Below are 18,676 nucleotides of genomic sequence, written 5' to 3'. Positions count from 1 at the left end.
TGACGCCTCCTTGAACTCCGGCGGATCAATCGTCTGAATTGGCAAGCCCCAGCAGTTCCTGACGTGTCAGCGCATTGTCGCGGAACACGCCGAGCATACGGCTGGTCACGAGATCGGTCCCCGGCTTGTGCGCGCCGCGCGTGGTCATGCAGTGATGCGTCGCCTTGATGATGACGCCGACGCCTTCGGGGTTCAGCACGTCGTTGATCGTATTGGCGATCTGCGCGGTCATCTTCTCCTGGATCTGGAGGCGCTTGGCGTAGATGTCGACCACGCGCGCAAGCTTGCTGATGCCGACGACGCGCCCCCGCGGGATATAGGCGACCCAGGCGCGGCCGACGATCGGCGCGATATGGTGCTCGCAATGGCTTTCGAAGCGCACACCGCGCAGCACGATCATCTCGTCGTAGCCCTCGATCTCCTCGAACGTCTTTTGCAGGATCTCGGTCGGATCCTGCGCATAGCCTGAGAAATACTCCTCGAAGGCGCGTGCGACGCGATCAGGCGTTTCGCGCAGACCGTCGCGCGCGGGATCATCGCCGGCCCAACGGATCATGGTCCGGATCGCCTGCTCGACCTCCGCCCTGTCAGGCCGGTCGCTCGGCGCCTGCGCCACCGCAACACGTTCCAGCCGACGCGGTTGTGACTTCATCGAACGACCTCCCCTGCAACGGGCCGCAGACAATGGCGGCCCCACAGCTTGGACGGCTGCGATTGCAAAAGGTTCCCAGGATCGGGAAAAATCGAAAGGATCGGGCGTTGGCGGACGCGCTCCCCCTGGGACCTCAAGGTGAGGAGTCAGGCTATCGAAGATATGCCGGCCTATCGTTCGGCACCTTTCCGAAGATCAAGCACGGCCTTTGCCCATTCGGCCGGCCGCTCCTGCGGCAGGTTATGACCGGCGCCAGCGAACACGCGCCGCTCGAAGAAACCCTCGAACTTGCGCGCGTGATACGCGGTGCCGGGATTGACGCCGTCGCTGTCGCCGTCGATGGCGATCGTGGGGACGCGGATTTGTGGCTGCGCGGCGAGCTTCGCCTCGATTCCCGCATAAGCGGGATCGCCATCAACCAGCGCATAGCGGTGTCGATACGAATGGATCACGACGTCGACGAAATCGGGATTGTCAAAAGACACGGCGCTACGCTCGAAGGTCGCGTCGTCGAACGTCCATTTCGGCGACCACATCGACCAGAGCTGGCGGGCGAAGCCGCGCCGGTTGCGCTCGAGCGCGCGGCGGCCACGCTCGTTGTGGAAGAGGTATTGATACCAGAGCGCCGCCTCCTCCGGCGGCGAGGCCGGCTCCATGGATCGGGCGATGTTCTGGATGTTGTAGGAATTGCCGGAGACGAGTCCGATCACGCGCTCCGGATGGAGCGCCGAGACCACGCAGGCCGCGCGTCCGCCCCAGTCATAACCGCCGACGACGGCGCGCGCGATGCCGAGCGCGTCCATGAAGCCGAGCAGATCGGCCCCTAACGCCGCCTGCTCGCCGGAACGTAGCGTCTCCGGGAAGCGAAACCGCGTCGGACCGTAGCCGCGTAGCCAGGGCACCAGCACCCGGGCGCCGGCCTGGGCAAGAATGGGTGCGGTCTCGGCATAGGCGTTCACGTCGTAGGGAAAGCCGTGGCCCATGATGCAGGGCCAGCCGTCAGAGCCGCCATATTCGAGATAGGCGATGTCGAGGACATCGGTGGTGATGGATTTTGGTTGCATGCTTTGCTCACGATCTGATCGCGATGTAGCCCGGATGAGCGAAGCGACATCCGGGATCACGCATCGCCGGCCCCGGATATCGCTTCGCTCATCCGGGCTACGAGGTCCGCGAGAGCCTAGCCTATCGCTGCGGGCCGGACAGCGCTATGTCGCGTTCGGCGCGGAACACGTTGCTGTAGAGATTGGCGATCCATTGCCGGCCGATCTCGGTCTTGTTGAGGTAGCCGATCTCGGTCTGGATGTGCGGTGCGACGCTGTTCCAATAGAATTGTGGATAGCGGTTCACGATGTCGGCGGGGGAGTCGTAGCCGAGTTGGCGGTTGATGCCGACCTCCTCGAACTCGTAATAGAGCGCATTGGCCTTGCGCAGATAGTTAGGATCGCCGAGCTGACCGATGAAGTCGGCCGCGCGCAGGATCGAGGCCTCGTCGTCATATTCCTGCCCTTCGCGGGCGGGAAAGCGCGTCCCCTCGATGGCGCGGGCGACGCGGTCCGGGTCTACCCCGCGAATGTGCCGCAGCCGCCGCGTCACATAGAGCTTCGAGCGATCGACGTGATACATCATGAGACTCGCGTCCGATGCCCCGCGCGGCAGCGAGATCTTGGTGTCGGCCGCGTCGATCACGAAGCCGTCGGCATCATCCTCCTCGAACAGGCCGCGTACATAGCCGATATCGTGCGCAAGGCAGGCGATCAGGACATGGACGTAATCCTCGGCCGAGAGATGGGTATGAAGGCTTCGGCCGCGGAGGATGGCCTGGGCTGCCAGCGTCACCAGCATCGTGTGCTCGATGTTGTGATAGAGCGCATCGCTGTTGCCGATGCATTCCATCGCGGTGCGCGTCGCGCTCTCGACGATATTGGCAGAAGTCTCATCGTACCGGCGGCGCATGAACTTCCCGAGGAATTCCTCCAGAGATTCAGCCGCCAGCCTCGGTAACGTCATCATGGATGCAGCCCCGCTCGTCGGTGGTGTCCCACGCCAGCTCCCGATGTTTCGTTCTTGTCCTCGGCGCACCGGCCAGCATAGCCCATCTTGGGCCGAGGGACCAAATCCTGGAACGACAACACGAAAATATGTTGCAGGTGCGCTCCGCCATATCGCGGTTGCAATAACGGCGCGATACAGCCTAAGGCGGCCTGTGTCCAGACCGCAAGATTGCGGTTATTCGACCAGCACCACGTCCACGGCGACGCCGAGCTTCTGTTTCGGCGAACCGACGATGATGCCGTCGATGGGCGAGACGTCGGAAAAATCGCGCCCCATCGCGAGCACGATATGGTCATCGGCGACCAGGAGATCGTTGGTCGGATCGAGATCGACCCAGCCGAGTTCGGCTCCGCACCACAGCGCGACCCAGGCATGGGTGGCGTCGGCGCCTTGCAGCCGCGCCTGGCCCGGCGGCGGAATGGTGCGCAGGTAGCCGCTGACATAGGCCGCCGGCAGACCGAGCCCGCGCAGTCCCGCGATCATCACATGGGCAAAGTCCTGACAGACACCGTGACGCTTGTCGAAGACCTCGCCGAGCGGCGTCGAAATCACCGTCGCCTTTGGATCATAGCGAAATTCGCTGCGAATGCGACGCATGAGATCGACGGCGCAGGCGAGGACGCCCGCGCCGGGCGCAAAGCTCAATGCCGCATAAGCACTGACCGGACGCAGCACCGGCACCAAGGGGCTCGCAAAGACATAGCCGACCGGCGAGGACGGCCCGAGGCTCGTGGCCTCGAAAGCGATATCGCGAATGGTCTCCCAGGCCGGGCTCGCGGCATCGCGCGCCGGCGGCCGACGCGAGACGGAGACGCGCGAACGCGAATCGATCCGCAGATTGCGATGGGCGGCTTCGATCACCACGCTCTCGGTGAGCGTGCCGAAGAAATCGCGGCGGACATTGCGCTCGGCCGGACGCGGACGGATCTCGACGCGGTGCGATATCAGCTCCTGGCCGCTGCCACTTCTCGGCTCCAGCCGCAGCGTGCAGCGGGCGAAGCTGACCGGGCTCTCATATTCGTATGTCGTGACGTGACGGATGTCGTAGATCACGCCAGCCCCGTCAGCTTTTCCGGCCGGCTGGCATTGGGGCCGTGCGGGAAGTAGTGCTGTCCGATCGCCTCGGCGAGGTTGAGCAGATCCTGCTCCAGCGCGAACAGCGTCTTGACCTCGAGCTTCTCGGCCTCCGCGGTCGCGAGCATCGCCTGCATCGCCACCGCAAGCCGCTGCGGCTTCTCGATCAGGCCGTGCTCCTTCAGGCTCGGCAGCGCGGCGATGTGCTCGTTCAGCGTCGTCACCTGGAACGCCACCGAACGCGGATTGTAGCCGTCGAGCACGGCGAGATCGCGCACCGGCGCCAGGATCGGCGCCAGCAGGTAACGCGAGCGATAGGTGATCTGGCAATCTACCAGCGTCAGCAGGATGTCGAGATCCTCGTCGCCGGCCTCGTCATAGGCGAATTGGCGCGTGAAGCGCGTGGTGTTGATGGCGCGCTCGATGCGGCGGCCGACGTCGAGAAAGCGCCAGCCGGCGGCGCGGTTCATGTTCTCCTGCGCAAGCCCTGCAAAGCTCGCCAGCTCCTGCAAGGTCAGCTCGGCCGCGCTCACCACGCTGTCGTCGTCCTCGACCTCGTAGGCGAGACGGTCGGCCATCTCGGTGATGACCTGCCAGGCATCGGGCGACAGGCGCTCGCGCAGCGAGGTCGCGGTACGCTGCGCCGCGCGCACAAGCGACAGCGCCGAGCCGAAATGCGTCTCGCTCTGGAGCGCTTCGGCAACGATGCGGCCCGGCGCGGTGCGCGAGGTCTGCGAGATCGCGCCCCAGGCCACCAGCAGGCGCTGGATGCGTTCGGCCGATTGCAGCGACGCGGCGGTGCCCTTATTAGGCCCGCTCGGCGAACCCAGCGCGCGCACCAGACGCAGCGTCGCCTCGGCGCGTTCGAGATAGCGGCCGAGCCAGAACAGATTGTCGGCGGCGCGGCTCGGCAGCACGCCGGCGATGCGGCGGATGCGCACCTTGTCGGTCGCCGGCAGCAGCGTCGCGGTCGAGACCTGTTTGTCCGAGACGACCCAGACATCGGCCGCGCGGGCGCCGTCGCCCATCGACACCGCGCGTGCATCGGCCTGCTCGGCGATCCGGCAGAAGCCGCCGGGCATGATGGCCCAGCCGTCGGGCGTGGCAGCCGCGAACACGCGCAGCACGAAGGGGCGCGGCGTGAGCTGGCCCTGCTCCCACACCGGCATGGTCGAGAGCCGCACCACCTCCTGGCCGACATAGTCCATGCCGCGCGCGGTGATGGCCTCGACCAGGCGCTGGCGCTCGCTCGGTTCGAGCTCGCTCGCGAGCACCGGACCGTTGCTGTCGAAGCCCGGCACGCCGCGCCGGTAGGCGCCTTCGATCGCGACCTCGTCGAGCCGCGCCAGCACTTCGTCTCGCGCGACGCGCTGACCGCACCACCAGGTCGCGATATGCGGCATCTTCAGCTCCTCGCCGAGCAGGCGGCGGCTCAGCGCCGGCAGGAAGCCGAGCAGCGCCCGCGCCTCCGGCACGCCCGAGCCCGGCATGTTGGCGACGACGACGCCGTCCTTGCGCAGGACATCGATCAGGCCGGGCACCCCCAACCGCGAGGAGGCATCGAGCTCGAGCGGATCGAGTGAATTGGAATCGACCCGGCGAAGCAGCACGTCGAGCCGCTTGAGACCGGCAACGGTGCGGATGTGGATGCGGTTCTCGCTGACGGCGAGATCATCGCCTTCGACCAGCAGGAAGCCGAGATAGCGCGCCAGCGTCGCATGCTCGAAATAGGTCTCGCTGAAGCTGCCGGGGGAGAGCACGCCGATGCGCGGCTCGTCGCGATCGGCCCGCGCGCGCAGACTGTCGCGAAAGGCCTCGAAGAACGGCGCGACGCGCGGCACGTTCATCGACTTGTACAGATCGGAGAAGGCGCGCGAGAGCACGAGGCGGTTCTCCAGCGCATAGCCCGCGCCTGACGGCGCCTGGGTGCGATCGCCGAGCACCCACCAGCGGCCATCGGGCCCGCGGCCGACATCGGCGGCGTAGATCGAGAGATAGCGCCCGCCCGGCGGCGGCACGCCGCAGACGGGGCGGAGATATTCGGGGCTGCCCGCGATCGCAGCCGCCGGCAGCGCGCCCTCGGCGACGAGACGGCCCTCGCCATAGATGTCGCGGAGCACGAGCTCCAGCAATTCGGCGCGCTGGGTGATGCCGGCGGAGAGCTGCCGCCAGTCGGCCTCGTCGATCAGGAGCGGCAGATGGCTCACCGACCACGGCCGGTCGGCGCTGTCGCCGGGGGCGCGGTAGGTGACGCCGGCCTCGCGCAGATGACGGTCGGCCATGGCGAAGCGCCGCTCGACCTCGTCCGGCGCGAGCGCGCCGAAGGCATCGAAGAAGCGGCTCCAGACCGCCCGCGGGGCGCCGTCGGGCCCGAGGAACTCATCGGGAATACCGGGCAGGCGGCGATAGTCGCGGACCCATTGCGCGAGACGGCGCTGGCCTTCACGCTGGCCTTTCGCCCGGCCCGCCTTGTCGTCCTGTTCGGCTGCGCCCTCGCCCATGCGCCTCTCCCTGCCCCACCATCATACTCATTGCAGGAGCGGGGTCCGCAAGTCGAGGGTCAGCGGAAACTCATTTGTGCGTTCCTCGGGCGGCGGCTGGATCGGCCCCGGCGTGTGGCCGTGGTCCTGGAAGCGCGCCAGCCGCCGCGCCTCGGCCTCGTAGGTGTTGACCGGCTTGGTGTCGTAGTTGCGGCCGCCGGGATGGGCGACGTGGTAGACGCAGCCGCCGAGCGAGCGGCCGTTCCAGCTATCGATGAGATCGAAGGTCAGGGGCGCGTGGACCGGGATGGTCGGGTGCAGGCCCGAGGCCGGCTGCCAGGCCTTGAAGCGGACGCCGGCCACCGCCTCGCCCGAGCGTCCCGTCGAAGTCATCGGCAGGCGGCGGCCATTGCAGGTGACGATGTGGCGGCCCTCGACGAAGCCTTCCGCCTTGACCTGGAGCCGCTCGACGGACGAGTCGACATAGCGCACGGTGCCGCCGGCCGAGCCCTCCTCGCCGAGCACGTGCCAGGGCTCCAGCGCCTGGCGCAGCTCCAGCGTGACTCCGCCATGATGCACCCGGCCGAAGGCGGGAAAGCGGAATTCGAGCTGGGCCAGATACCATTCCGGCTCGAACGGGTAGCCGAACTGCTTCAGCTCGCCGAGCACATCGAGAAAATCGTCCCAGATGAAATGCGGCAGCATGAAGCGATCATGCAGTGCGGTGCCCCAGCGCACGAACTTGCCCTGTTGCGGCTCGCGCCAGAATTTTGCGATTAGCGCGCGGATCAGGAGCTGCTGCGCCAGCGACATGCGCGGATCGGGCGGCATTTCGAGCGCGCGAAATTCGACGAGGCCGAGCCGCCCCGTGGGGCCGTCAGGCGAATAGAGCTTGTCGATGCAGATCTCGGCGCGATGGGTGTTGCCGGTGATGTCGACGAGCAGATGCCGGAACAGCCGGTCCACCAGCCATAGCGGCGTCTGATAGCCCGGCGGCGGCACGTGCGAGAGCGCGATCTCGAGTTCGTAGATGCTGTCGTGGCGGGCCTCGTCGATGCGCGGCGCCTGGCTGGTCGGGCCGATGAAGAGACCGGAGAAGAAATAGGACAGCGACGGATGGCGCTGCCAGTACAGGACCAAACTCTTCAGCAGATCCGGCCGGCGCAGGAACGGCGAATCCTGAGGGCTCGAACCGCCGACCACGACGTGATTGCCGCCGCCGGTGCCGGTGTGGCGGCCGTCGACCAGGAAACGGTTGGCGCCGAGACGAACCTTGCCGGCGTCCTCGTACAGGCCGGAGGTGATCTCGACGGCATCGCGCCAACTCCTGGCCGGCTGAATGTTGATCTCGATGACTCCAGGATCGGGCGTCACCTTGATGACCTCGATGCGCGGATCGAACGGCGGCGGATAGCCTTCGACATGAACAGGGAGCTGCATCTCCTCGGCGGTGGCTTCGAGCGCCGAGACCAATTCGAGATAATCCTCGATGCGCTCGACGGGCGGCATGAAGGCGCAGAGCACACCGTCGCGGACTTCGACCGACATCGCGGTACGTACCGGGACCGAGGTGTTGAGATGCTCGGGCTCGAGCCGCGGCGGCGCTTCCGGACGCGCGGGAAGTGTGAACACCGGCAGCTTGCCCCGCGCCTCCATCGGGTCCTGCTCGACGACGTAGGGATATTGGTTGGGAGGGACGTAGCCGAGCGAGCCGATCGGCAGGCGCAAGCCGAGAGGCGAGTCGCCCGGCATCAGGAACAGATGGTTGCGCCGGAGCGGCCAGCGTTCGCTGCGCCAGCGCGGCGGGGCATTCCAGCGCTGGATCGGCAGCACGAAGCCGCGCGGCGTGTTGAGGCCCTGGTCGAACACCCGCGCCATCCGCGCGCGCGCTTCGGGATCCGACAGTTTGGAATCGGTGGGATCGACGTTGACCGGAAGCTCGGCTTCCTTCTGCAGCCAATAGGCCGGATCCTCATAGGCGGGCATGATGTAGCCGAGGTCGAGCCCGAGCCGCGCGGCGGTACCTTCCATGAAGGCTTCGGCGTCCCTGACCTCCGGCCGCCGTGGATTCGCGATCTTCGCGATGAGATCGGCGTTCTTCCAGATCGGCACGCCGTCCTTGCGCCAGTACAGGCCGAAGGCCCAGCGCGGCAGGCTCTCGCCGGGATACCATTTGCCCTGGCCGTAATGCAGCAGGCCGCCGGGCGCAAAGCGCGTGCGCAGCCGGCGGATCAGATCGTCGCCGAGCGCGCGCTTGGTCGGGCCGACCGCTTCGGTATTCCACTCGCCGGCTTCGAGATCGTCGACCGAGACGAAGGTGGGCTCGCCGCCCATGGTGAGCCGCACGTCGGCGCTGGCGAGATCGCCGTCGACCTGCTCGCCGAGATCGTCGAGCCGCGCCCAGGATTCGTCGGAGAACGGCTTTGTGATGCGCGGCGCCTCGCGGATGCGCTTCACGCTCATGTCGAAGGCGAACTCGACCTCGGCAAAACCGGCGCCGCCGGAGATCGGCGCGGCGGAGCGATAATGCGGCGTTGCCGCGACCGGGATGTGCCCTTCGCCCGCGAGCATGCCGGAGGTCGCATCGAACCCGACCCAGCCCGCGCCCGGCAGATAGACTTCGGCCCAAGCGTGCAGGTCGGTGAAGTCGGTCTCCACCTCCGGCGGTCCCTCGATCGGATCGATGTCCGGACGGATCTGGACGAGGTAGCCGGAGACGAACCGCGCCGCGAGACCGAGATGACGCAGCGTCTGAATCAGGAGCCAGGCGGAGTCGCGGCACGACCCGGCGCCGGAGGCAAGCGTCTCCTCCGGCGTCTGCACGCCCGGCTCCATGCGGATGATGTAACGAACCTTCTTCTGCAGCTCGCGATTGAGCTCGACCAGGAAGTTGACGGTGTTCGGGGCTTCCTGCGGGATCGTATCGAGATATTGCGCGAACAGACGATCGGGCTTGATGGTCTCGAGATACGGCGCGAGCTCCGTCTTCAGATCCTCGGGGTACTCGAACGGAAAGCTGTCGGCGTAGGGCTCGACGAAGAAGTCGAACGGATTGACCACCGTCATCTGCGCCGTGAAGTCGACCTCGAATTTCAGCTCGGTCGTCTTTTCCGGAAAGACGTAGCGCGCGAGCCAGTTGCCCTGCGGATCCTGCTGCCAGTTCACGAAATGATTGGAGGGTGTGACCTTGAGCGAATAGCTCAGGATGGGTGTGCGCGTATGCGGCGCCGGCCGTAGCCGGATGGTCTGCGGACCGAGATCGATCGGACGGTCGTACTTGTAGTGCGTGACGTGATGCAATGCGACGTAGATCGACACGGGGTGCGGTGCTCCAGCAGCATTTTTGAGCAGAACACCGCTAGTGACCTCGATCAAGCACTAACAACGGGCAGTGCGTGCCTACAGCACGGGCGAATAGTGAGTGGCGAATGGCGAATAGACGTTCGAGCAGGCTATTCGCTACTCCCTATTCGCCATTCGCCCCGCTCACATCGTTGCGCCCAGCACCCAGGGCGCGAACTCGGCGCCTCCGAAATCGAAGCTCTCGCTCTTGGTCGGCTGGCCCGATGCGGTCTTGAGGATGAGCTCGAAGATGCGCTGGCCGCACTGCTCGACGCTCTCCTCGCCTTCGAGGATGGTGCCGCAATTGACGTCCATGTCCTCTTCCATGCGCTTGTACATCGGCGTGTTGGTGGCGAGCTTGATCGAGGGCGCCGGCTTGCAGCCAAACACGCTGCCGCGTCCTGTTGTGAAGCAGACGAGATTGGCGCCGCCTGCGACCTGGCCGGTTGCGGCCACGGGATCGTAGCCGGGGGTGTCCATGAAGACGAAACCCTTCTTGGTGATGGGTTCGGCGTAGCGTAGCACCTCGACGAGATTGGTGGTGCCGGCCTTCGCCATCGCGCCGAGCGATTTCTCGAGAATGGTGGTGAGGCCGCCGGCCTTGTTGCCGGGGCTCGGATTCGCATTCATCTCGGCGCCTTCACGCGTCGTGTATTCGTCCCACCAGCGCATGAGATCGACCAGCTTCTCGCCGACCTCGCGGCTGACGGCGCGGCGCGTCAGCAAATGTTCGGCGCCATAGGTCTCCGGCGTCTCCGACAGGATCACGGTGCCGCCATGGCGCACGATGAGGTCACTGGCCGCGCCGAGCGCGGGATTGGCGGATACGCCGGAATAGCCGTCCGAGCCGCCGCATTGCAGCGCCACGGTGAGCTCGCTCGCCGGCACGCTCTCGCGCTTGACCTTGTTGGCGTCGGCCAGCGCCTCGCGCACGAAGGCGATGCCCGCCTCGACAGTCTTGCGGGTGCCGCCGACCTCCTGGATGTCCATCGCGCGCAGGCGCCCGGCGAGCTTCTGCTCCTCCATCAGGCCGCCGATCTGGTTCACCTCGCAGCCGAGGCCGAGCACGATAACGTGGGAGAAATTGACGTGCCGCGCGTAGCCGCCGAGCGTGCGGCGGAGCAGCGCAAGCGGCTCGTTCTGCGTCATGCCGCAGCCGGTCTTGTGGGTCAGCGCGACCACGCCGTCGACGTTGGGGAAATCGGCGAGCGGATTGTCGCCGGTGAAGGGATTCTTCTTGAAGACGTCGGCGACCAGGCTCGCCACATGCGCGCTGCAATTCACCGAAGTGAGAATGCCGATATAGTTGCGCGTGGCGACGCGGCCGTCCGGACGGCGAATGCCTTCGAAGGTCGCCGGCAGGTCGAAGTTCGGCGTCGGCTTGACGTCGGCACAATACGCATAGTCCTTGGCGAAATCGCCCATGCCGCAATTCTGCGTGTGCACGTGCTGGCCCGGCGCGATGGCTTGAGTCGCAAAGCCGATGATCTGGCCGTAGCGCTTGACCGGCTGGCCCATTGCGATCGGCTTGATCGCGACCTTGTGGCCGGAGGGAATGCGCTCGACCGTGGTCACGCCGTCGGCGACCACCGTGCCCGGCGGCAGGCTCGCCCGCGCGATCAGCACGCCATCATCGGGATGCAGGCGGATGACAGGGCTGATGGTCATGGCAAATCTCCTTCGGAGGCGAATAGCGAATGGTGAGTGGCGAATGGAAAAAGGGGAGCAGCACTATTCGCTACTCCCCATTCGCCATTCGCAAGTGCTTAAGCCTTGCCGCCCGAATCCTTGCGGGTCGCATTCACCTGCATCTTGGCGTAGGTCGTCATCAGGCCGACCTCGTTCGAGAGCGTGACGAGCTTGAAGCCCATGTTAATGGCGCGCGCTGCGCCTTCGGCGCCGCTGCAATGGATGCCCGGGTTGAGGCCGCGCTTGCCGCACTCCTTGATGATCTTCTCGTAGATCGCGAGGATCTCCGGCTCACTGCGGTCGAGCTTCGGCTCGAGGCCGTAGGAGAAGCCGAGGTCGGACGGGCCGATATAGACGCCGTCGATGCCTTCGACGTCGAGGATCGCTTCCATGTTCTCGACTGCCGTCTTCGTCTCCATCATCGGCAGCAGGATGGTGTCGGCATTCGCGGTCTTCTGGTAGGAACCCGCGGTGCCGTACATGCCGGCGCGGATCGGGCCGTTGGAGCGCACGCCCTGCGGCGGATATTTCGAATAGGAGACCAGGTTCCTGGCTTCCTGCGGCGTATTGACCATCGGGCAGATCACGCCATAGGCGCCGCCGTCGAGGACCTTGCCGATGATGCCGGGCTCGTTCCAGGGCACGCGAACCATCGGCGTGACCGGATGCTTGTCCATGGCCTGGAAGCACTGGACCATCGACAGATAATCCTGCACGCCGTGCTGCATGTCGACGGTGACGCTGTCGAAGCCGCATTGCGCGATCATCTCGGCCGAGAAGCCGGAGGGTATAGCGAGCCACGCGTTGACCACGGCCTTGCCCGACTTCCAGATTTCCTTGACCTTGTTCGCCACGTTGCCTTCCTTCTTTGTTGTTTGGACCGTGTTATTTGGACCATCGTCACCATGACGAGCGCCGCGACAGCACGACCAGCTGTTACCGCGAACCGGGCCGCCGCGCTACGCTCGCAATGGCGCAAGACCTATGCGGTCGCGCTCTGGATGCTGACTTCGCTGATGCCGACCTCGCGGGCTGTGTTCACTATTGCCGCCCAGGTGTCATCCGGCAAGGGGATGCCGTTCCGGGTCCGATCGCTGCGGGTTTTCCGCTCGGGATCGCCGGGAATCAGCACCTGATCGACCCCAGCCATCGGCTTGGTGGCGCGGATGAAATCGACATAGCGCGAGACTTCGCCGTCGAACAGGTTGGAGGTGTCGACCACCTTCGGATCGACATAGAACGCCAGCATGCCGTTGGCAAAGCGTCGCCCGCCCGATGTCGCCCCGGTTCCGGTCAAGGCCCCGCCCAGGAGCTCGCACATGAAGGCTAGGCCCGAGCCCTTGTGCTCGCCGAAGGCGCGGATGGCGCCGGTGCCCTTGGTGTGATCGCGCGGCCCGTCAGGGGTGAACGGCCCGTAGAGCACGACCGGGTCCTCGCTCAAGGTCCCGTCGGAATCGACCAGCGCGCCCTTCGGCAGCTTCTTGCCGCCGCGGCTTGCGACCAGCACCTTGCCCTCGGCGACGACCGAAGTGGCAAAATCAAGCACGATCGGGTCTTGGCCTTCGCGCGGGATGCCGACGCAGTATGGCGCGGTCGACAGCCGCTTCTCGACGCCGCCGAACGGCGCCACCAGCAGCGAGCCCGCAGCGTTGACGAAATGGATCGAGATGAGACCTTCGGCCGCGGCCATCTCGGCCCAATCGCCGACACGGCCGATATGGCCGGCATTGCGCAATGCGACCGCGGCGAGGCCCGCTTTCCTGCACTTCTCGATGCCGATCCGGACCGCCTGTGGCGTCACGGTCTGGCCATAGCCGAACTTGCCGTCGACCACTGCGAGCGACGGCGTGTCGAGCACCACCTCCGCGTTCTGGTTGGGCACGACCGAGCCGGTCTTCTGCCAGCGGATGTAGACGGGCACTCGGATCACGCCGTGACTGTCGTGGCCGGTCAGATTCGCGGTGGTGAGATAGGTGGCGATGCGCCTGGCTTCTTCGGGTGAGGATTGCGCATGCGCGAAGACTTCGGTGACGAAGTCGATGAGCTTCTGGACCTGAATGGTGACCATGACGGCCTGCGTGCCTCCACTCGCGCCGATTTTTCAGAGATCGGCTTGGCAGCAAGTTGAGCGAAAAAGCGCACGAATGTCCATGGCCGTGGCCGCACGGGCGCGCATATCAGGTGTCACTCCTCGGCACTTGCCTCTTCGCTTGCGCCGAGGCCTGCGAGACTCTGTTCGAGCTCGCCAAGCATCTCCTGCAACTCGGCGAGCTTGCGTGCGCCAAAGCGTCGCGTGATCTCCGCATAGATCGCCTCCGAGGTCGGCGCCACCGAGGCCATCAGCTTCACGCCCTCTTTCGAGATCGAGACCATGCTGCGGCGCTGGTCCGCCTTCGCCGTCTTGCGCTCGATCAGATTGCGCGCCTCGAGGTCGCGCAGGATGCGCGACAGGCTCGGCCCCAGCAGGAACGCGGTGCGCGCGAGTTCCGTGACTTCGACCGCCTCGATGGAAGCGAGCGCGCGCAGAATGCGCCATTGCTGCTCGGTCAAGCCGTGCTCGCGCAGCGAGGGGCGGAATTGCCGCATTACCGCCTCGCGCGCCCGCAGCAGCGACATCGGCAGAGAGCGCGAGAAATCGCGCATCGGCACCTGCCGTGCGACAGGTCCGCCTCCATTCGCAGGATCAGCCGGTCTCTTCACCATGACGCCCTTTCATGCCGCCAAACGTTTGCACTGCAGCAAGCCGAATTTGTGTTTGACGCATTCACTTAACATGTTAAGTATCTCCGGGCACCACGATCTGTAAGATCACACGCCTTGGGATCACATGGCGCTTTCCAACGACGATATCCAAGCTTGCGCGGGACGTCTGCACCAGGCGGAGAAGACCCGCACGCAGATCCGGCAGCTCTCGCAGGACTTCCCTGACATCACCATCGTGGATGCTTACGCGATTCAGAAGGCCTGGGTCGACGTCAAGATCGCGGAGGGGCGCATCGTCAAGGGCCACAAGATCGGCCTGACCTCGAAGGCGATGCAGAGCGCGCTTGACATCGACGAACCTGACTCCGGCGTGCTGCTCGACGACATGTTCTTTGCCGATGGCGGGCTGGTGCCGACCGAGCGCTTCATCGCCACGCGTGTCGAGGCCGAGCTCGCCTTCGTCATGAGCAAGCGCCTGTCAGGCCCCGACTGCACCATGTTCGACGTGCTCAACGCCACCGACTTCGTCGTGCCGGCGCTGGAGATTTTGGACACGCGCATCGAGCGGGTCGACGCCAAGACCAAGGCCACGCGAAAGATCTTCGACACCATCGCCGACAACGCGGCCAACGCCGGCATCGTGCTCGGCGGAAGGCCGATCCGGCCGCTGGATGCCGACCTGCGCTGGATCGGCGCGCTGTGCTTCAGGAATGGCCAGCTCGAGGAGACGGGCCTTGCCGCCGGCGTGCTCAATCATCCCGCGACCGCGGTGGCCTGGCTCGCCAACAAGATCGCGCCGCTCGGCCTCGCGCTGGAGCCCGGACAGGTCGTGCTCGCCGGCTCCTTCATTCGTCCGATCGAAACCCGCAAGGGCGACACAATGCAGGCGGATTATGGCGCCTATGGCTCGGTGAGCTGCTACTTCGCCTGACAAATAAATCGGTCGGCGAATGAGAAGACAGGGAGTGAAACCGCGATGCCGCATTTCACCATCGAATATTCGGCCAATCTCGACGGCCGTCTCGACATGGCCTTGGTCTGCGAGGTCGTGCGCAAGGCGGCGGTCGAGACCGGCATCTTCCCGCTCGGCGGCATCCGCGTTCGCGCCATCCGCTGCGAGCACTATGCGATCGCGGACGCGCGTCAGGACTACGCCTTTCTCGACATGGTGCTGCGGATCGGCGAAGGCCGCGATCTGCCGACGCGCCAGAAGGCCGGCGAGCATGTCTTCCAGGCGCTCTCCAAACATCTCGATCCCGTCTTCGCCGCCAGCAGGTTCTCCCTGTCGTTCGACATGCAGATCAACGACAAGGACACCAGCTGGAAGCGCAACAACATCCACGACGTTCTGAAAGCTGCGGCACAAGCGGGCTGACGTTTCCGAAGCCGCGGGCTTCGGACTTCTGCTAAACGGCACTGTCGAGGAACCTGAACTCCAATAGAAGTGGATAGCGCAATGACCACCCTCACCGGCGGCGAAGCGATCGTAAGCGGGCTCGTCGCCCATGGTGTCGACACCGTGTTCGGCCTGCCCGGCGCGCAGGTCTACGGCCTGTTCGATGCCTTCCACCAGGCCCAACTCAAGGTGATCGGCGCGCGGCACGAGCAGGCTTGCGGCTACATGGCGTTCGGCTATGCGCGCTCCAGCGGCAGGCCCGGCGTGTTCAGCGTGGTGCCCGGCCCCGGCGTGCTCAATGCCAGCGCGGCGCTGCTCACCGCCTTCGGCTGCAACGAGCCGGTGCTGTGCGTGACCGGCCAGGTGCCGACGTCATTCCTAGGCAAGGGCCGCGGCCATCTGCACGAGATGCCGGACCAGCTCGCGACCTTGCGCACCTATGTGAAATGGGCGGACCGGATCGAATATCCCGGCAACGCGCCGACGGTGGTGGCACGCGCGTTCCAGGAGATGATGTCGGGACGGCGCGGCCCCGCCTCGGTCGAGATGCCCTGGGACGTTTTCACCCAGCGCGCCGACACTGCCGCCGCGCAGGTGCTGGAGCCGCTGCCCGCGCCGCGGCCTGATCCTGATTTGATCAAGAAGGCGGCGGCACTGATCAAATCCAGCAAGGCGCCGATGATCTTCGTCGGCAGCGGCGCGATCGAAGCGCGCGAGGAGATTCTCGAGCTCGCCGAAATGATCGATGCGCCCGTCGTCGCCTTCCGCAGCGGCCGCGGCATCGTCTCCAACGCGCATGAGCTAGGGCTCACCATGGCGGCGGCCTACAAGCTCTGGCCCACGACCGATTTGATGATCGCGATCGGCACCCGCGCGGAGCTGCCCGCCTCGGGCTTTCGCTGGCCGTATCAGCCGCAGGGACTGAAATCCATTCGGATCGACATCGATCCGGCCGAGATGCGCCGGCTTGCTTCCGATGCGGCCATCGTCGCCGATGCCAGGGACGGCACCGCCGATCTCGTCGCGGCCGTGAGGAAGGCCGGCTATGAGAGAAGCAGCGGCCGGCGCGGAGACATCCGCGAGGCTACGGCGTCGGCGCAAGCCGAGATCCAGCGCGTCCAGCCGCAGATGGCGTATCTCAACATCCTGCGCGAGGTGCTGCCGGCGAATGCGATCGTCACCGATGAATTGTCGCAGGTCGGATTCGCCTCCTGGTACGGCTTTCCCGTCTACGAGCCGCGCAGCTTCATCACCTCGGGCTATCAGGGCACGCTCGGCTCGGGCTTTCCGACCGCGCTCGGCGCCAAGGTCGCCAATCCCGACAAGCCGGTGGTGGCCATCACCGGCGACGGCGGCTTCATGTTCGGTGTGCAGGAGCTGTCGACGGCCGTGCAGTTCAACATCGGCGTGGTGACGCTGGTGTTCAACAACAACGCCTACGGCAATGTCCGCCGCGATCAGCGTCAGCATTTCGACGGCCGCGTGGTGGCGTCCGATCTCGTCAATCCGGATTTCGTCAAGCTCGCGGAGTCCTTCGGCGTTGCGGCCGCGCGCGTCACGGCGCCAGAGCAATTCAAGGCGGTGCTGGAAAAGGCACTTAGCCACGACGGGCCGTATCTGATCTCGGTCGAGGTGGACAGGGATTCGGAAGTCAGCCCGTGGGCGTTCATTCACCCACCGAAGCCGTAGTGATCCTCATGGTGAGGAGGCGCGCCAGCGCCGTCTCGAACCATGAAGGCCCCCGCTGTAGCCACCCGGGCCTCTATCCTTCGAGACGCGCGCCAAGGGCGCGCTCCTCAGGATGAGGAGATGGACTAGCGCGTCCTGCGGAACGTCAGGTTGATCCGCTTCCGTCCCAGCAGCGCATGCTCACCATCGGCGAGCGGGGCGACGCCGTGATAGGCGAGCCGGCTGGACCCGCCCCAGACCACGACATCACCATGGACCAGCCGGAAACGGCGCGGCTTGTCGCTGCGCGCGAGGCCGCCGAACAGGAATGTCGCGGGCAGGCCCAGCGAGACCGATACGATCGGCGCGGAATAGTCGAGCTCGTCCTTGTCCTGATGCAGCGACAGCCGCGTGCCGGGCTCGTAGCGATTGACGAGGCAGGCATCGGGCGCAAAGGACTTGAAGCCGCCCTGCTCCGCCGCGCGGCGGGCGAGATCGCGCAACACCTGCGGCATCGGCGGCCAGGGCGCACCGGTGCGCGGATCGATGGGATCATAGCGATAGCCGGTGTGGTCGGTGATCCAGCCGCGCTCGCCGCAATTGGTCATGGCCACCGACATCTGATGGCCGCCGGGCGTGGTCATGCGCCGGAACGGCGACTGCACCACGATCGCGCGCACGGCCTCGATCAGCGCGCTCTCGATCGGCCTGACAAAGCCGCGCAGCAGCACGGCGCCGTCGGCGATTTCTTCGCGCGACGGCTGCGCCTCAGCAACGCTATCAAACAGATCCGCGGTCAATCGCCTCACTCATTTGGCATCGTGAAAGATCACACCCAGCGTGTGGCGCTGGCCGGATCTGATCCGGCTGACGCCATGGCGCATGTTAACGCGGTAGGTGCCGCGTGTCCCCTGCACCGGGCGATGATGCACAGCGAAGGCGACGGCGTCGCCCTGCGCCAGCGGCACCACCTCGGCGCGCGACTGCATGCGCGGCCGCTGCTCGGTCAGCACGAACTCGCCGCCTGTGAAGTCTCGGCCCGGCTCGGACAGCAGGATCGCGACCTGGATCGGGAACACGTGCTCGCCGTAGAGGTCCTGATGCAGGCAATTGTAGTCGCCGGCCTCATATTGCAGCAGCAGCGGCGTCGGCCGCGCCTGGCCGGCCTCGTGGCAGCGCCTGAGAAACGCGGCATGGGTCGTGGGGTAGCGGATGTCGATCCCCATCGCCTCGTTCCAGCGGTTGGCGACGGCTTGTAGGTGCGCGTAGAGCGCGGGGCGCAGCTGCGCGATCAGGTCGGGCAGCGGATAGGAGAAATACTTGTACTCGCCGCGGCCAAAGCCGTGGCGGCCCATGACGATCCGGCTGCGGAACTGCGTGTCGTCAGGATAGAGGCCGGCGATGGCGCGGCAATGGTCCGGAGTGAGGAGGTTCTTCAGGACCGCGCAGCCTTGTGCGTCGAGTTCGGCGGTGATCTGCGGCCAGTCGAGTGCATCGAGATGGGCGGCGAGGTCGATGGATGACGTTTGGGGCGATTTGCGTGCGGTCATTGTCATGGCAATCACCTTTATAGCCCGGCGTTCACCCCGCCACCCGATTTCCGATGATGATGTCCTC

15 protein-coding genes are annotated in these 18,676 nt (G+C 65.8%); 3 read left to right on the top strand and 12 right to left on the bottom strand.

Annotated features, from left to right (window positions below; genetic code table 11):
* Positions 1 to 25: 25 nt before the first annotated feature.
* The 10 genes from folE to hpaR form a co-directional block, all read right to left on the bottom strand.
* Positions 26 to 652, bottom strand: coding sequence for a GTP cyclohydrolase I FolE (folE, locus tag BCCGELA001_RS13405; RefSeq protein ID WP_060735506.1), 627 nt, complete (start codon positions 650 to 652; stop codon positions 26 to 28).
* Positions 653 to 822: 170 nt separating this feature from the next.
* Positions 823 to 1,716 (bottom strand): alpha/beta fold hydrolase, encoded by an 894-nt coding sequence (locus BCCGELA001_RS13400; protein ID WP_060735505.1) that lies wholly within the window; start codon positions 1,714 to 1,716, stop codon positions 823 to 825.
* 121 nt (positions 1,717 to 1,837) lie between these two features.
* Positions 1,838 to 2,665: an HD domain-containing protein gene (locus tag BCCGELA001_RS13395; protein WP_060735504.1), complete on the bottom strand. Its 828-nt coding sequence runs from the start codon at positions 2,663 to 2,665 to the stop codon at positions 1,838 to 1,840.
* A 216-nt stretch (positions 2,666 to 2,881) separates the two neighbouring features.
* Positions 2,882 to 3,760: a transglutaminase family protein gene (locus tag BCCGELA001_RS13390; protein ID WP_060735503.1), complete on the bottom strand. Its 879-nt coding sequence runs from the start codon at positions 3,758 to 3,760 to the stop codon at positions 2,882 to 2,884.
* Entirely contained in the window at positions 3,757 to 6,282 is a 2,526-nt protein-coding gene (locus tag BCCGELA001_RS13385; RefSeq protein WP_060735502.1) for a circularly permuted type 2 ATP-grasp protein, read from the bottom strand. Before BCCGELA001_RS13385 ends, BCCGELA001_RS13390 begins: the two co-directional genes overlap by 4 nt.
* Before the next feature lie 27 nt (positions 6,283 to 6,309).
* Positions 6,310 to 9,579 (bottom strand): transglutaminase family protein, encoded by a 3,270-nt coding sequence (locus tag BCCGELA001_RS13380; RefSeq protein WP_060735501.1) that lies wholly within the window; start codon positions 9,577 to 9,579, stop codon positions 6,310 to 6,312.
* A gap of 168 nt (positions 9,580 to 9,747) precedes the next feature.
* Positions 9,748 to 11,271: a UxaA family hydrolase gene (locus tag BCCGELA001_RS13375; protein WP_060735500.1), complete on the bottom strand. Its 1,524-nt coding sequence runs from the start codon at positions 11,269 to 11,271 to the stop codon at positions 9,748 to 9,750.
* Positions 11,272 to 11,369: 98 nt separating this feature from the next.
* A complete protein-coding gene (locus BCCGELA001_RS13370) occupies positions 11,370 to 12,146 on the bottom strand; it encodes an HpcH/HpaI aldolase family protein (RefSeq protein WP_008549964.1) in 777 nt (258 codons plus the stop codon).
* A 128-nt stretch (positions 12,147 to 12,274) separates the two neighbouring features.
* Positions 12,275 to 13,360, bottom strand: coding sequence for a malate/lactate/ureidoglycolate dehydrogenase (locus tag BCCGELA001_RS13365; protein ID WP_060735499.1), 1,086 nt, complete (start codon positions 13,358 to 13,360; stop codon positions 12,275 to 12,277).
* A gap of 116 nt (positions 13,361 to 13,476) precedes the next feature.
* Positions 13,477 to 13,995 carry a homoprotocatechuate degradation operon regulator HpaR gene (hpaR, locus tag BCCGELA001_RS13360; protein ID WP_008549980.1) on the bottom strand — a complete coding sequence of 173 codons (519 nt, stop codon included), beginning with the start codon at positions 13,993 to 13,995 and terminating at the stop codon, positions 13,477 to 13,479.
* A 124-nt stretch (positions 13,996 to 14,119) separates the two neighbouring features.
* On the opposite strand from hpaR, the gene hpaH reads away from it, so the two are divergent.
* The 3 genes from hpaH to BCCGELA001_RS13345 all read left to right on the top strand — a co-directional run bounded on the left by hpaH (position 14,120) and on the right by BCCGELA001_RS13345 (position 17,080).
* Positions 14,120 to 14,926, top strand: a complete 807-nt coding sequence (gene hpaH, locus BCCGELA001_RS13355) for a 2-oxo-hept-4-ene-1,7-dioate hydratase (protein ID WP_060735498.1) — start codon at positions 14,120 to 14,122, stop codon at positions 14,924 to 14,926.
* Between the two features lie 45 nt (positions 14,927 to 14,971).
* Complete coding sequence (locus tag BCCGELA001_RS13350; protein ID WP_008568945.1) at positions 14,972 to 15,370, top strand: 5-carboxymethyl-2-hydroxymuconate Delta-isomerase; 399 nt, start codon at positions 14,972 to 14,974, stop codon at positions 15,368 to 15,370.
* A gap of 81 nt (positions 15,371 to 15,451) precedes the next feature.
* Complete coding sequence (locus BCCGELA001_RS13345) at positions 15,452 to 17,080, top strand: thiamine pyrophosphate-dependent enzyme (protein ID WP_060735497.1); 1,629 nt, start codon at positions 15,452 to 15,454, stop codon at positions 17,078 to 17,080.
* Positions 17,081 to 17,205: 125 nt separating this feature from the next.
* On the opposite strand, the gene alkB is transcribed toward BCCGELA001_RS13345, so the two are convergent.
* Both alkB and BCCGELA001_RS13335 read right to left on the bottom strand, forming a co-directional pair.
* Entirely contained in the window at positions 17,206 to 17,859 is a 654-nt protein-coding gene (gene alkB / locus BCCGELA001_RS13340; protein ID WP_060735496.1) for a DNA oxidative demethylase AlkB, read from the bottom strand.
* A 9-nt stretch (positions 17,860 to 17,868) separates the two neighbouring features.
* A complete protein-coding gene (locus BCCGELA001_RS13335; RefSeq protein WP_060737641.1) occupies positions 17,869 to 18,615 on the bottom strand; it encodes a 2OG-Fe(II) oxygenase in 747 nt (248 codons plus the stop codon).
* Positions 18,616 to 18,676: the final 61 nt, after the last annotated feature.

Source organism: Bradyrhizobium sp. CCGE-LA001, from assembly GCF_000296215.2.
Lineage (GTDB): Bacteria > Pseudomonadota > Alphaproteobacteria > Rhizobiales > Xanthobacteraceae > Bradyrhizobium.
The sequence above is the reverse complement of the archived record's forward strand: the minus strand, read 5'-3'. Positions and strand labels throughout refer to the sequence as shown.

Excerpts from the sequence above, each read along its gene's own strand:
- folE (WP_060735506.1), bottom strand. The coding sequence starts at position 652 with ATGAAGTCACAACCGCGTCGGCTGGAACGTGTTGCGGTGGCGCAGGCG.
- BCCGELA001_RS13400 (WP_060735505.1), bottom strand. The coding sequence starts at position 1,716 with ATGCAACCAAAATCCATCACCACCGATGTCCTCGACATCGCCTATCTC.
- BCCGELA001_RS13395 (WP_060735504.1), bottom strand. The coding sequence starts at position 2,665 with ATGATGACGTTACCGAGGCTGGCGGCTGAATCTCTGGAGGAATTCCTC.
- BCCGELA001_RS13385 (WP_060735502.1), bottom strand. The coding sequence starts at position 6,282 with ATGGGCGAGGGCGCAGCCGAACAGGACGACAAGGCGGGCCGGGCGAAA.
- BCCGELA001_RS13375 (WP_060735500.1), bottom strand. The coding sequence starts at position 11,271 with ATGACCATCAGCCCTGTCATCCGCCTGCATCCCGATGATGGCGTGCTG.
- BCCGELA001_RS13365 (WP_060735499.1), bottom strand. The coding sequence starts at position 13,360 with ATGGTCACCATTCAGGTCCAGAAGCTCATCGACTTCGTCACCGAAGTC.
- hpaR (WP_008549980.1), bottom strand. The coding sequence starts at position 13,995 with ATGGTGAAGAGACCGGCTGATCCTGCGAATGGAGGCGGACCTGTCGCA.
- hpaH (WP_060735498.1), top strand. The coding sequence starts at position 14,120 with ATGGCGCTTTCCAACGACGATATCCAAGCTTGCGCGGGACGTCTGCAC.
- BCCGELA001_RS13350 (WP_008568945.1), top strand. The coding sequence starts at position 14,972 with ATGCCGCATTTCACCATCGAATATTCGGCCAATCTCGACGGCCGTCTC.
- BCCGELA001_RS13345 (WP_060735497.1), top strand. The coding sequence starts at position 15,452 with ATGACCACCCTCACCGGCGGCGAAGCGATCGTAAGCGGGCTCGTCGCC.
- BCCGELA001_RS13335 (WP_060737641.1), bottom strand. The coding sequence starts at position 18,615 with ATGACAATGACCGCACGCAAATCGCCCCAAACGTCATCCATCGACCTC.